The following is a 12,763-nucleotide window of genomic DNA, read 5'->3' as shown; positions in this document are numbered from 1 at the left end:
TCCTTCCCAGCCGTGATCGGCCGCGATCGGCCGCATCCGCCGGACGCCAGGTCACGATCCGGCCCTCGGCCGGGACCGGGCGGCGGGGCATCGCTACCGTTGTCGGGTGTCTGAGATCCCCTGGTGGGCGTTACCCCTGGTCGCCGTCGTGTTTTCGCTGGCCGGAGCCGGTATGGCGCTGCTCGTGTCGGCCCGCGACGAGTACGCCCGCAGTCGTGCCAAGCGCACCAAGCGCTGGTACGCCGAGCGCAAGGAGGCCTACATCGCCCTGATGACCGAGTTCGAGCGGGCGACCTACCGGCTGCGCGCCGCCTACGACGGTGGGCGGCCACCGCCCGGGCCGTTCACCTACGTCGACGCCGTCGGGCCCGCCCTCATGAAGGTGCGGTTGCTGTCGTCCGGGCAGGTTCGCAGCGCCGCGCTGGCGGTGCACCTGCTGATCGAGAAGCTGTACGGCGAGCGGCCCACCCCGCCGCCGGGCGTCGAGCCGGAGAAGTCGGTGCGGGAGATGCTGGGTCACGTGCCGCTGGTGATGCAGCAGTTTGAGGCGGCCGTGCGCGAGGAGCTCGGCATCGAGTCGACGCCGCCCCCGCCGCCGGCGCCGCCACCGGCGCGTGGGCTGCGATCCTACATCCGGCGCGGGGCGGCGCCGGTGCGCGCCGAGGAGTCCCGCATCACTGGATGATCTTGACCTTCCCGGGGGAGGATGGCAGCCTCGGCGGGATACCTGGGGAGGCGTCCATGTCAGACATGTCGGTGACTGATGCGGTGGTGGGCAGCGGCGTCGTGGCTGTGCTGCGCGCGCCGACCGCGGACGCCTTCGCGGCGGTCAGCGATGTGCTCGTCGAGGCCGGCATCACCGCCCTCGAGGTGACCCTGACCTCCCGCGGCGCGCTGGAGGCGATCGCCGGGCTGCGCCGCCAGCTGCCCGCCGAGGTCGCGGTCGGCGCCGGCACGGTGCTCACCCTCGACGATGCCAAGGCGAGCGTGGACGCGGGCGCCGCCTTCCTGGTCTCGCCGGTGCACGTGCCCGCGCTCGACGGCTTCCACGTGCCGGTCTATCCGGGCGCCTTCACCCCCACCGAGATCTTCACGGCCAGCCGCGGCGGGGCGCCGCTGGTCAAGCTCTTCCCCGCCGGCACGGTCGGCCCGCGCTATCTCAAGGATCTGCGGGGCCCGCTGCCCGGCGTGCGGATCATGCCTACCGGCGGCATCGAGATCGCCGACATCGCCGCCTGGCTCACCGCCGGTGCCTCGGCGGTCGGCCTCGGCGGCCCGCTGATCGGCGACGCCGCCACCGGCGGCAGCCTCGCCCAGCTCGCGGTGCGCGCCCGCCGGGCCGTCGACGCCGTGGCCTTCGCCCGTTCATGAGCGGCGACCTGGTCACCCTCGGCGAGACGATGGGCCTGGTCGCCGCCGACGGCATCGGGAGCCTGGAATACGCCCGCGACTTCCGTTTCGGCATCGGCGGCGCCGAGAGCAACGTGGCGGTCGGCGTGTCCCGGCTGGGCGGCTCGGCCACCTGGCTGGGCCGGGTCGGGCCGGACGCGGCCGGCGACCTGATCGAGCGCCGGCTGCGGGCCGAGGGCGTGCACACCGTGGCCATCCGCGACCGGGCCTTCACCGGCCTGATGGTCAAACACCGCCGCACGGCCGGGCTGGTGCACATCGACTACCACCGCACGGGCAGCGCGGGCTCCCGCCTCGCCCCCGCCGACGTGCCGGCCGACCTGCTGAGCGCGGCGCGGATCCTGCACGTCACCGGCATCACCCCGGCGCTGAGCGACACGGCCCGCGCGACGGTGTTCCACGCGGTCGAGACCGCCCGGGCGGCCGGCGTCACGGTGTCGGTCGACGTCAACTACCGCGGCAAGCTGTGGTCGCGATACGACGCCGCGCCGGTCCTGCGGGACCTGGTGTCCCGCGCCGACGTGGTCTTCGCGGGTCCGGACGAGGCGGCGCTGGTGCTGGGCGCGACCGAGGCGCCGGCGGCCGGGCTGGCCGCGCTCGGTCCCACCGAGGTCGTGATCAAAGACGGGCCGCGCGGCTGCACCGGGCTGATCGCCGGGGAGCGCTATGCGGTGCAGGCGCTGGCCGTGACGGTCGTCGACCCGGTCGGGGCGGGAGACGCCTTCGTCGCGGGCTATCTGGCCGAGCGGCTCGCCGGGCTGGCTCCGGCCCAGCGGCTGGCGACCGCTGTGGCGGTGGGCGCGTTCGCTGTCACGGTTCCCGGCGACTGCGAGGGGCTGCCGTCCCGGGCGGATCTCGCGGCGCTGCTCTCGGCGACCGACGACGTGGCCCGTTAGCGGGGTCTCCCCGCACCGGCCGGGCCACGGGCGGCCTCGCGTGGGTCAGCCGAACAAGGCGAAGCGATCCCGGCCCGCCCCGCCGACGCTGGTGAAGGCGCCGCCCGCGGCGATGCGGTGCCGCGCCGGGTAGGTCGTCAGGACGTGCGTGCCGACCTTGCCGTTCGCCCGCGGGTTCCAGCCGGTCAGCCGCCCCCGCCCGTCCAGCGCGGCGAGCTTCACCCGCGGGGTGTAGCCCCCGGGGCAGCCGAGTTGGCGCAGGGTGCTGGTGTGCCGGCAGGCCCGGTCGAAGTGGCCGCCGACGTAGGCGGTTCCGCCCATGACGGCGATCGTGTGCACGTCCCCGTCGAACAGGTGGGTCCAGCGCACCGCGCCGGAGGGCGAATATCCGACCGCCCGGCCGCCCGGCCCTCCCGTCGCGGTGTAGACGCCTCGGGCGTCGGCCGCAACGTCCATCACGTTCGCCGGCGCCTGCGGCCGGAAGCCGGCGACCAGCGCGCCGCTGGACGCGCTGACCGCGGCCAGCCGGTCCGCCGAGCGGGCGCCGTTGACCTGGTGGAATTCGCCGCCGAGATAGACCCGGCCGGCGGTGACCGCCAGCGACCGGACCCGCCCACCGGCGCTCGCCCGCCAGGACCGGTCGAGGGCGCCGGTGGTGTGCGAGAACGCGGCGAGGTTGCGCCGCTCGACGCCGTCGACGCTGGAGAAGCTGCCGCCCACGTACACCCGTCCGTTGCCGATCGCGAGCGTCGCCGCCTGGCCGGAGACCCGGTGGGCGAACCCCGCCACCCGGCCCGACGTCGCGTCGATCCGGGCCACGGCGTCGCGGCGCAGGCGGGAGACGGTGTCGAAATCGCCGGCGGCGTAGACCGCCGAGCCGGCGACGGCGAGGGCCCGGACGGTGCCGTTCGCGGCCGGCTGCCAGGGCAGGACAGCCCCGGTACGCGCGTCGAGCGCGGCCAGCCGCCGGCGCGGGAAGCTCCGCCCGCGGAAGGACACCGCGGTGAACGACCCGCCGATGTAGACGACGTCACCGCGGAACGCGATGGCCCACACCGTGCCGTTGAAGGAAGGGGTCGCTTGGGCGCGGGGACTGGCGACGGCTGCCGGTGGCGCGGTCGTGACCGTGCCGCCGGCCAGGGCGCAGAGCAGTGCGATGAGGACTGACGACTTTCGCATGCCTTGATCAACTGGTCTCCGCGCGGAAAGTGTCGGCCGAGGTGCCCGCGACCAGGCGGCAGGCGCCTCGACGAGCATCATGCCGACGGCGGGCACCCCGATCGGGAACGGTTGTCCGGCCGGCACCGTCTCAGGAGGAGGCTCCCGCCCGGCGCGGCGGGAACGGGCGATGGAGGTACGGGATGAGTCGGTTCGGGTGGGGCCTCGTCGCAGCGGCGGTTGTTGCCACGGTCGCGGGCTGTGCCGGGCCGGCGGAAGCGCCCGCGCAGCCGTCCGGAAAGCCGCGCATCGAGCCGGCGTGGACGTCCTGCGCGGCCGAGGCGCCGATGCTGTCCTGGCCGGCGCCGTCCGGGCGCAGGCCGTCCGAGCCGGCGCAGCGCGTCGACCCGGAGCCGCTGCCCCGGCTCGACGACAGCTTCCGGCCGGTGGCCGCGGTCGTGTGCCCCGGGGCCGGGGCGCTCCCGCCCGGCGACGGGACCGCGACGGAGCGCCGCGCCGACGACGTGACCGCGCTGGTCGCCGCGCTGCGGCTGCCGGACGAGCCGCTCAGCGGCGACCCCTGCACCCTGGAGGGGTATCTGATGCCGTGGTTCGCGCTGCTTGATGAGCAGGGCCGCTGGACCCGGGTGCGCGCGCCTACGGACGCCTGCGGCAAGGTCCGGACCGAGTTCCGCGCCGCCGTGCAGGGGCTGCGACTGATCCCGGCCTCGACCGCGCCGACCCCCCGGACCGAGTCGTCCGAGGCCGCGGCGGCCGGTTGCCCGCCGCAGTGGGCGGAGCTGGTCGGGGTCACGGCGGCCCGGGTGACGGCGGGTGGGCCCGCGGTCGTCCCGCCGGGCTTCGACGGCCCGGTGCGGGTGCGGCTCTGCGTCTACCGGGTGCCGGCGGAGCAGCAGCGCACCGGCAAGCCGGCCGGTGACTTCGTCTCCGGCCGCTACCTCGGCGACGAGCAGTGGGCCGGCGCCCGGCGCGAGATCGAGTCCGCCGGCGCGGCCGCGGTCTGCACGACCCCGGCTGGCAGGTTCGCCGTCCTGCACTTCGGCGCCGGGCAGATCGCCGTGGAGCTGGACGGTTGCCGCCGGCTGCTGGCCACCGGGGCCGACGGGAGCGAGACGATCCGGCAGGCCTCGCCGGCGCTGGTCGCACTGCTCACCGCCCGGTAAGGCGGCTCGCGGGCCGGCAGCGGTAGACCTGGCCGGGGTGGGTAACGGCCGGGGTCAGGCGAGGCCGCCGCCCGCGTGGATGTTCTGCCCGGTGATCCAGCGGCCGTCCGGGCCGGCGAGGAAGGCGACCACGTCGGCGATGTCGGCCGGCTGACCGAGCCGGCCCAGCGGCGTCATCTGCGGCACGAGCGCGAGCGACTCGGCGGAGTTGGCCGAGCGCAGCAACTCGGTGTCCGTCGCGCCCGGCGAGACCGTGTTCACCGTGATGCCGCGAGCGCCCAGCTCCAGGGACGCCACCGCGCCGAACTGCTCCACCGCGCCCTTGCTGCCCACGTAGAGGCTGCCGCCCGGTGCGGGGCGCGTCGTGTTCAGGGTCGAGATCGTGATGATGCGGCCGTGGTCGCGCATGTGCCGGGCCGCATACCGGATCGCCTGGAACGTGGACTTGGCGTTGACCGCGAAGATGCGGTCGTATTCCTCGTCGGTCACGTCGGCGATCGCCGTGGGCGCGAAGGCCGCCGCCGCGTTGGCGACCAGGATGTCCAGGTGGTCGGCGCATTCGAGCAGCTCCCGGATCGCGCCGGGCTCGGCCAGGTCGGCCCGGAAGCCGCGGGCCGAGGGCACCGCCTCCTCGACGGCCTTGGCCTCCTCGTCGCGGCTGCGGTAGCCGAAGATCACCCGGGCGCCGTCGCGGGCCAGCCGTTCCACGATCGCCCGGCCGATGCCCCGCGATCCGCCCGTCACCACCGCCGTCCTGCCCGTCAGAGGCCCGTCCAACCGCCCCACCGCCACCCTTGACCTGACTGAAGGCTCCGTCATACCGGCTGACGTTACCGCCCGGAGCGGACCGGTGCCCGGATCTGCGTGACCGGATCGTTCCGGTCACGGTCGGGTCAGTGCCTTACCCGGTGCGGCGCCCGGCCGCCAGGATGGGTGTCATGACAAACGCACTCGTCGTCATCGACGTCCAGGAGTCCTTCCGGGTCCGGCCGCTCTGGCAGACCGTCTCCAACCCCGCGGTCGTCGAGCGGGTCGGCGCCCTCGTCGGCGCCGCCCGGGCCGCCGGCGACCTCGTGGTGTGGGTGCTGCACGCCGAGCCGGGCAGCGGCGGCGAGTTCGATCCGGCGCGCGGCCACGTCCGGGTCGTGGCGGAGCTCGAGCCCGCGGCCGGGGAACCGATCATCACGAAGACCTCGCACAACGCCTTCACCACCACCAATCTGCAGCAGGTCCTCACCGAGCGCGGGATCCGCGAACTGGCGGTCTGCGGCCTCCGGACCGAGCAGTGTGTCGAGACCACCGCCAGGGTCGGTGCCGATCTCGGGTACGCCGTCACCTTCGTCACCGACGCCACGGCGACCTTCCCGATCCCGCACCGGGACGCCCCGGCCGGCCAGACCGTCGCCGAACTGCTGGCCGACCCGCGTACGCTGGCCGCCGAGGACGTGGTGACCCGCACCGAATACGCGCTGGCCGGCCGCTTCGCCACCGTCCGCACCGTCGCCGAGCTGACCGGGAGTTTGACCGGATCGTGAACCAGGTCGTCTTCCTCCTCGTGCCGCAGCTGCACCTGCTGGACCTCGCCGGCGCGGCCCAGGTCTTCTCGACCGCGACGGATCACGGGCATCCCTACCGGCTGGCCTACGTGGCCGAGCAGCCCGACGTGCCGACCCACCAGGGCGTCACGCTGCGGGCCGAGCTGACCTGGCCGGAGCTCGCCCCCGGCGACCTGGTGGTGGTGCCCGGCTGGCGGTCGGCGGAGCTGGCCGGCACCGGCCACCTCACCGCGGCGACGCTGGACCGGCTCGCCGCGCACCACGCGGCGGGCGGCACGGTGGCCAGCGTCTGCGCGGGTGCCGACGCGCTGGGCCGGGCGGGCCTGCTGACCGGCCGGCGCTGCACGACCCACCACGACGTGCAGGACGAGCTGGCCCGGCGCTATCCGGCCGCGGTCGTGGTCCGGGACGTGCTCTATGTCTGCGACGACCGGGTGGTGACGTCGGCGGGCATCGCCAGCGGCATCGACCTGGCGCTGCACCTGGTCGCGATGCGGCACGGCCCGGCGGTGGCCGCGCAGGTGGCCCGGCAGATGGTCGTCTACGCCCGGCGCAACGGTGACCAGCAGCAGGCGAGCGCGATGCTGCGGCACCGCGCGCATCTCAGCGACGCGGTGCACCGGGTGCAGGACCGGATCGACGCGAGCTTCACGGCGCCGCTGCCGCTGGCCGAGCTGGCCCGCACGGCCGGGGTCAGCGAGCGCACGCTGACCCGCCGCTTCGAGGCCGCGACCGGCCGCACGCCGCTGCGTTACCAGCAGCTGCTCCGGGTGGAACGGGCCGAATATCTGATCGGCCACGGCGCGACGGTCGAGGCGGCGGCCCACGCGGTCGGCTTCGTCGACGCCCGCATGCTGCGCCGCCTGCGCGCCCGCGCGAGCTGAGCCGGTCGCGTTCGCGCCAGTTGCGCCGGTCGCGTTCGCCCGAGCTGAGCCGGTCGCGTTCGCGCGAGTGGCGCCGCCCGGGTGAGGTGAGCCGTCAGATCGACGGGTGCCCGAACAGCCCGGGCAGGCCGCCGCTGTGCAGGAAGACCACCTTGCCGTCCGGCGGGCTCGCCCGCAGCCCGGCCAGCGCGCGACCGGTGTAGATCGGATCGAGGAAGAGCCCCTCGGTGCGGGCGGCCAGGCTCAGCGCCTCCTGGACCGGACGGGTCAGCGCCGAGTAGCCGGCTCCCACGTGCGTGCCGTCGATCTGCAGGTCTGCCGGGTGGACCGGCACGCCCATGGCGTCGAGCAGGGCGGCGACGGTGGCCCGCGGGTCCGGCAGCGCGCCGGTGTCCACGCCGAAGACCCGGCCCGGGCCGAGCGCGGCGACCAGGCCGGCCATCGTGCCGCCCGAGCCGACCGCCACCACCACGGTGCTCAGGTCCGGCAGCTGCGCCGTCAGCTCCCGGGCACAGTCCACATAGCCCAGTGCCGAGAACGCCGACGTGCCACCGAACGGGATGACGAAGCCCGGCTGCGCGGCCGCGACCTCGGCGAGCGGCGCGTCGCCGGCCCACACGATGCGGGCGCCGGTCAGCCGGTCCAGGATCAGGTTGCCGCGTGTGGCCGGCGGCTCGCTCCCGCCCAGCACCAGCACGCAATCCAGGCCGAGCCGCGCCGCCGCCGCGGCTGTCAACCGGGCGTGATTCGACTGCGCCGCACCGGTGGTGACCAGCGTCGTCGCCCCCGCCTGCAGGGCCTGGGCGCAGGTGTACTGCAACTTGCGGACCTTGTTGCCGCCGCCGCCGAGCCCGGTCAGGTCGTCGCGCTTGAGCCACAGCTCGTCCAGCCCGAGCGCGGTGCCGAGCCGTGGCGCCGGCTCGAGCGGCGTCGGCCAGCTGCCCAGGGTGATCGGCTTGATGTCCACCCGAGAAGTCTAGGATCTCCGGCGTGAAACTGCGTGGTGTCCTTCTCGACCTCGACGGCACACTCGTCGACCACGAGGGCGCCGCCGCCGCGGGGCTGCGGGCGTGGTTGCCGACCATCGGCCTGGCGCCGACGGAGGAGGCGATCGCCCGCTGGGCCATCGTGCAGGAGTCGCACCTGGCCGCCTGGCGCGACGGGCGGATCAGCTTCGCCGAGCAGCGTCGCCGCCGGCTGCGTGACTACCTGGGCACCGACGGCGCCGACGCGGAACTGGACGAAATCTTCGCCGGCTATCTGGTCCACTACGAGGGTGCCTGGCGTGCCTACGACGACGTGGCCGGCGCCCTGGCCGCGCTCGCCGCCGCCGGCCTGGCCACCGCCGTGCTCTCCAACGGCACCCGCGGCCAGCAGCTCAGGAAGCTGGCCTGGACCGGCCTCGGCGGCCGGGTCGGGCCGGTCTACACCGTCGACGACCTCGGGGTCGCCAAGCCGCACGCGGAGGCATACCGCGAGGCCTGCGCCCGGTGGGGGCTCGCGCCGGGCGAGGTGCTCAGCGTCGGCGACAACCACGCCCTGGACGTGCTCGGGGCCCGCGCGGCCGGGCTGTCGGCCGTCCACCTGGACCGGCACGATCGCGGCCCGGCCGGTGAATCGTGCCGGCTGACCTCGCTGCGGGAGCTGGACGCCCACCTCCGCGCGGTTTGTTGAGGAGCAGGGGGCCGGCGCGGCCTCACTTCAGGTGGACGATGCCGTCCGTGGTGACCTTCGGGTGGCCCTTGGTGCCCACCACGACGATCTTCACGGTGTGCTTCTTGGCGTTCGACCAGGACTTGGTCCAGACGGCCTGGCGGTAGGCGGTCGTGCCGGAGTTGAGGTTGACCGTGCCGACCTTCTTGCCGTCGAGGTAGACGTACATCTTGCCGCTGGTCTTGCTCTTCATCGCCAGCAGCGCCACCGAGCGGCCGGTGAAGGTCCAGCTCAGCGAGGCGTTCTTCGCCGAACTGGCGAGCGCGGCCCGGCCCAGGTGCGAGCCGCCGGCGGCCTTCGACCACTTGCCGGAGCGCTTGCCCTTGGTCTCGGCGACCAGCGTCGGCGTGCGGAGCACCGGGGCGGCGATCGCGTTGCCGGCGAGGTCGACGGCCTGCAGGCGCCAGGTGGTCTTCGCACCGGGCTTGGCCGAGGTGTTCCAGCTCCGGATGCTCGGCCCGAACGTGGCGCGGACGGGCGCGGTGGCCCGCACCGACGACAGCCCGACCGCGTCGGACGCCTGCCAGCTCAGCTTGACCGGCGCGGCGGCGGGGTGCACGGTGCCGGTCCGCAGGGTCACGTCCGGCCGGCCGGGGAAGGCCGGCTTGGTGACGTCGGCCGCCACCGTCCTGGTGGCGCTCATCGACGTCGGCCCGTCGACCCGGTTCAGCTGGATCTGGACGCTGTGCCGGCCGGGGGCGAGCTGCACCGAGGCGGAGCGCGCGGCGGCCGTGGCGGTGGCGGCCCGCTTGCCGTCGACCCGGACCTCGAAGCCGCCGATCACCCCGCCCGGCGTGCTGACCGACCAGGAGATCTTGAGGGTGTCCCGGACGACGTGGGTCGCGCCGGACTGCCGGCCGCCGGCGAGGCCGGTGATCCGCAGGCCGGAGAGCACCCCGGCGGCCTCGGTGCGCAGGGCGGGCAGCTTCGCGTAGAGGGCGTTGCCGGGACACGCCGTCGCCTGCACGTCACGGTGTCCCGCGATCCGGCCCAGGGTGATCCGGTCGCCGTTCTTGACCTTGGCGTTGCTGCCCCGCACGGTGGTCGTGAACCGGGCGGCCGGGTCGTGGCGGTACTGCCCCAGCTTGTACGCGGCCAGCTGCGCGATCTTGGTGGTGACGGCGGCGGGCACGGCGGTCGTGCCGAACTCGCCGAGCACCGCCACGGCGGCGTAGTCGGTGTTGAACGGCGGGGTGTGCGCCCCGGTGACGGGCCGGCCCACGCCACCCTTGCGGCCCTCGTAGAGCGTGCCGCACTTGTCGACGAGGAAGTTGTACTCCATGTCGTTGAGCTTCTTGCCCGTCACGGCGTACGTGTAGATGCTGCGGATGATCTTGCCGGCGTCCGCGCACGCGTAGCTGTTGGAATTGCTCCCGCTCTGCGCGGTGTGGTGCACGAAGAGCGCGTTGACCGTAGTGCCGTAGACCGGTGCGTTCTTGACCAGCTTCTCGTCGGCGCTCCAGCCCCGGCGGCTCACGTAGGACGGCATCGCGCTGTTGGCCGGGACGTTGGGCGCCGTCGTGGCGGGCGGCTTCGTCGTCGTCGTGGTCGGGGTCGCCGCGGGGGTCGTGGTCGTGGCGGCCGGTCCGGCCGGCGTGCTCGCGGCCGGCTCGGCGGGCTCCGCGGGCGCGACCGGGGGCGGCGCGGGCTCGGGATCGGTCCCGGTGTCGGCCGGGGGCGGTTCGGCCGACGCGGACGCCGCCGGATCCGCCAGCGGCACCCCGCCACCCTGACCGCCGCTGGTCGTGGGGCCGGGGTCGACGAGGGTGAGCCGCAGGCCCGCCGGCAGCTTGTTCGAGGTGCGGCCGGCGGCGGAGACCACCTTCACCTCGACGCCGTTCGACTCGCCGACCCACAGCCCGAGGCTGCCGCCCCGGGTGTGCCCGGCGACCACGTCCGGGTCGCCGGCGGTGACGGCGGGCTCCAGATCCAGGCTCTGCCAGGAGGACCAGTCGCCGGAGGCGGCCGACCGGGTGCGCACGGCGGCGTCGCCCTGGAACGACAGCAGCGCGTCGTTCCAGGTGACCCCGAGCAGGCTGAAGCGGGTGACGCTGCGCTTCGCCAGCCGCAGCGTCTCCCGGCCCTTCTCGATGACCGGTTTCCCGTCGAGGTCGAGTGACTGTGCGGTGACCGGCGGTGGCGGCGGCCCGCTGGGGAGCGGCTCGGCGGCGGCCTCGGCGGCGTCCGCGACCGGTGTCGGTGCCGGGTCGGACGACCGGGTCAGCACGACTCCGGTCACGGTGAGTGCCGCTGCGGCGACTGTCGCAGTGGTACCCATCAGCATTCGTGACCTGCTGACCATCACGCTGGAAGCCCCCGTGTCGTCCTGGCGACCACGATCAAGGTCACCGGCAGAGCGTCACCTTACCGGTCGGCGGGCCCGCCTTGGGTCCGTCCACTGTGCTCGGTGCGGCGATGCCGGCCGGTGAACCGTTGCACACACAGCGTCAGCACCCCGGCCGCGATGATCGCGGCGACGTTGATGACCAGTTGCAGCGCCGAGCCGGCGGCCTCGTTCAGCACGCCGTAGGCGAGCGCCACCGCGACGTTCGCGGCGGCGGGCACCGTGGTCACCGAGATCAGGACCCCCACCAGGGTGCCCGCCTTCGCCGAGGTCAGCGACAGCATCCCGGCCACCCCGGCGAGGAAGCCGACGACCCAGCTCAGCGCGTCCGGCTGCCAGATGAACTCGGTCAGCGGCCGAGCGCCGAGCAGCATGTCCTTGCCGACCAGGTCGAGCGCGGTCAGCGCCCAGGTGGTCGCGACGGTGACCAGCATGCCGGCCGCGAAGCCGACCCCCAGCGCCAGCAGGGCCCGGCGGACCAGGGCGGGCCGGCGGCGCACGATGCCGACGCAGACGGCGGCCAGCGGCCCGAACTCGGGGCCGACGACCATCGCACCGACGATCAGGATGGGCTGATCGAGCAGGACGCCGATGCCGGCGATCACGGTCGCCACGATCATGAAGGTGAGGAACGCGCCGGACAGCTCCGACTCCGCCGCGGTGGCGTGCTCGACCTCCTCCCAGACCACGGCGTCCACGCCGAGGCCGGGCACCCGCCGCTCGGCCCGGTCGGCCGCGGCCGACAGCGTGGTGTCGACCTTCTCCAGCATGATCGAGCCGTCCCGGTCGACGCCCAGGCCGCGCAGCCGCTCGATGATCGCGCTGGCGCCCTCCCGGACGACGTCGCAGAAGACCAGGTCACCGACGGGCTCGACGGCCGCGCCGGGCAGCACGACGACGTGGGTCACCGCGTCGTTGCCGGTCAACAGCTCCTGGACGGCCGCCGTACGGTCGGGCGGGACGATGATCCTCAGGTGCAGCACGCGGCCATCAAACCACCGTCTAGCCCGTGTTTCGTAAGGGGGTCGACGGCGAGGCGGAGTCCAGGGGTCGGCTGGGTGTGCGACGGGATCGTCCGGATACCGGTGTTGTATCTGGGCGGTCCCGGCGTGCGGCCAGGCGGCGCCTGGGCCCGGCGCAGCCCGGCCCACTTACGAAACACGGGCTAGCTTGAGTTTTAACGTGCGGCTGGGTGACATCGACCCCGGCTGATCATGAGGACAGCCCTTGATCGATCATTCCTCTTGTCTAGGGAAGAAGAACCGAACCAAGGGCTGTCTGATGATCAGTGTGCCTGACGTCGATCCGGCTGGTGCTCTCGGGCGCTTGGCCGGGTTCCGGGCCGAGTTCCATCGCTGTCTGACCGCACGCGCCGATGCGTTGTTCGAACTGGCAGACGCTGTGTTGTGCGGGGACACACCGGTGCGTTCGCTGGCCGAGTTGTCGTTGGCCGGGCAGCATCGGCGTGGCCACGGCGCGATGTATGCGGCGCTGAATCGCGGCCGGATCGATGTCGACCGGCTGCGGACCGCCCTGTCCGCGGTGCCGGTCCCGCGGGCTGCCGACGGCAGGATCGTCCTCGCGGTGGACGTGACGTGCTGGCTGCGCCCGGAGGCCC

The 12,763-nt window shown here is 74.3% G+C and carries 13 protein-coding genes; 8 read left to right on the top strand and 5 right to left on the bottom strand.

The annotated features are described in order from the left end of the window. Positions 1 to 106: 106 nt before the first annotated feature. Genes DMB66_RS48370 through DMB66_RS48360 form a run of 3 tightly spaced genes read left to right on the top strand, consistent with a single transcriptional unit; the run spans position 107 to position 2,306 of the window. Positions 107 to 685: a hypothetical protein gene (locus DMB66_RS48370; protein ID WP_233625362.1), complete on the top strand. Its 579-nt coding sequence runs from the start codon at positions 107 to 109 to the stop codon at positions 683 to 685. Between the two features lie 56 nt (positions 686 to 741). Continuing rightward, positions 742 to 1,371 carry a bifunctional 4-hydroxy-2-oxoglutarate aldolase/2-dehydro-3-deoxy-phosphogluconate aldolase gene (locus DMB66_RS48365; protein WP_125810860.1) on the top strand — a complete coding sequence of 210 codons (630 nt, stop codon included), beginning with the start codon at positions 742 to 744 and terminating at the stop codon, positions 1,369 to 1,371. Then, complete coding sequence (locus DMB66_RS48360; RefSeq protein ID WP_125810859.1) at positions 1,368 to 2,306, top strand: sugar kinase; 939 nt, start codon at positions 1,368 to 1,370, stop codon at positions 2,304 to 2,306. The genes DMB66_RS48365 and DMB66_RS48360 overlap by 4 nt, the downstream gene beginning before the upstream one ends. A gap of 45 nt (positions 2,307 to 2,351) precedes the next feature. Here the strand turns inward: DMB66_RS48360 and DMB66_RS48355 are convergent, their stop codons facing one another. Beyond that, entirely contained in the window at positions 2,352 to 3,485 is a 1,134-nt protein-coding gene (locus DMB66_RS48355; protein WP_125810858.1) for a PQQ-binding-like beta-propeller repeat protein, read from the bottom strand. A gap of 182 nt (positions 3,486 to 3,667) precedes the next feature. On the opposite strand from DMB66_RS48355, the gene DMB66_RS61835 reads away from it, so the two are divergent. After that, positions 3,668 to 4,648: a hypothetical protein gene (locus DMB66_RS61835; RefSeq protein ID WP_158647603.1), complete on the top strand. Its 981-nt coding sequence runs from the start codon at positions 3,668 to 3,670 to the stop codon at positions 4,646 to 4,648. A gap of 54 nt (positions 4,649 to 4,702) precedes the next feature. On the opposite strand, the gene DMB66_RS48340 is transcribed toward DMB66_RS61835, so the two are convergent. After that, positions 4,703 to 5,392, bottom strand: coding sequence for an SDR family oxidoreductase (locus DMB66_RS48340; RefSeq protein ID WP_233625361.1), 690 nt, complete (start codon positions 5,390 to 5,392; stop codon positions 4,703 to 4,705). Between the two features lie 194 nt (positions 5,393 to 5,586). Here DMB66_RS48340 and DMB66_RS48335 point away from each other — a divergent pair, with 194 nt between their 5' ends. Both DMB66_RS48335 and DMB66_RS48330 read left to right on the top strand, forming a co-directional pair. Continuing rightward, positions 5,587 to 6,183, top strand: a complete 597-nt coding sequence (locus tag DMB66_RS48335; protein ID WP_125810854.1) for an isochorismatase family protein — start codon at positions 5,587 to 5,589, stop codon at positions 6,181 to 6,183. Next, a complete protein-coding gene (locus tag DMB66_RS48330; protein ID WP_125810853.1) occupies positions 6,180 to 7,088 on the top strand; it encodes a GlxA family transcriptional regulator in 909 nt (302 codons plus the stop codon). The genes DMB66_RS48335 and DMB66_RS48330 overlap by 4 nt, the downstream gene beginning before the upstream one ends. 94 nt (positions 7,089 to 7,182) lie before the next feature. On the opposite strand, the gene DMB66_RS48325 is transcribed toward DMB66_RS48330, so the two are convergent. Beyond that, a complete protein-coding gene (locus DMB66_RS48325) occupies positions 7,183 to 8,055 on the bottom strand; it encodes a pyridoxal-phosphate dependent enzyme (RefSeq protein ID WP_125810852.1) in 873 nt (290 codons plus the stop codon). Positions 8,056 to 8,078: 23 nt separating this feature from the next. Between DMB66_RS48325 and DMB66_RS48320 the strand changes: the two genes are divergently transcribed. Next, positions 8,079 to 8,762, top strand: a complete 684-nt coding sequence (locus DMB66_RS48320; RefSeq protein WP_125810851.1) for an HAD family hydrolase — start codon at positions 8,079 to 8,081, stop codon at positions 8,760 to 8,762. 22 nt (positions 8,763 to 8,784) lie between these two features. Here DMB66_RS48320 and DMB66_RS48315 read toward each other — a convergent pair whose 3' ends face one another. Beyond that, the gene (locus tag DMB66_RS48315) at positions 8,785 to 11,079 is read right to left on the bottom strand and encodes an N-acetylmuramoyl-L-alanine amidase (RefSeq protein WP_158647602.1); all 2,295 of its coding nucleotides are present in this window, start codon (positions 11,077 to 11,079) and stop codon (positions 8,785 to 8,787) included. Between the two features lie 86 nt (positions 11,080 to 11,165). Next, complete coding sequence (locus DMB66_RS48310; RefSeq protein ID WP_125810849.1) at positions 11,166 to 12,128, bottom strand: DUF389 domain-containing protein; 963 nt, start codon at positions 12,126 to 12,128, stop codon at positions 11,166 to 11,168. 298 nt (positions 12,129 to 12,426) lie between these two features. Here DMB66_RS48310 and DMB66_RS48305 point away from each other — a divergent pair. After that, positions 12,427 to 12,763 (top strand): transposase (locus tag DMB66_RS48305; protein ID WP_148112839.1); only part of this gene is annotated, 337 nt, incomplete at its 3' end.

This window comes from Actinoplanes sp. ATCC 53533 (assembly GCF_003947245.1).
Note: the sequence above shows the minus strand (reverse complement) of the source record. Positions and strands in the feature narration are given on the sequence as shown.

Excerpts from the sequence above, each read along its gene's own strand:
- DMB66_RS61835 (WP_158647603.1), top strand. The coding sequence starts at position 3,668 with ATGAGTCGGTTCGGGTGGGGCCTCGTCGCAGCGGCGGTTGTTGCCACG.
- DMB66_RS48365 (WP_125810860.1), top strand. The coding sequence starts at position 742 with ATGTCAGACATGTCGGTGACTGATGCGGTGGTGGGCAGCGGCGTCGTG.
- DMB66_RS48335 (WP_125810854.1), top strand. The coding sequence starts at position 5,587 with ATGACAAACGCACTCGTCGTCATCGACGTCCAGGAGTCCTTCCGGGTC.
- DMB66_RS48355 (WP_125810858.1), bottom strand. The coding sequence starts at position 3,485 with ATGCGAAAGTCGTCAGTCCTCATCGCACTGCTCTGCGCCCTGGCCGGC.
- DMB66_RS48315 (WP_158647602.1), bottom strand. The coding sequence starts at position 11,079 with ATGGGTACCACTGCGACAGTCGCCGCAGCGGCACTCACCGTGACCGGA.
- DMB66_RS48360 (WP_125810859.1), top strand. The coding sequence starts at position 1,368 with ATGAGCGGCGACCTGGTCACCCTCGGCGAGACGATGGGCCTGGTCGCC.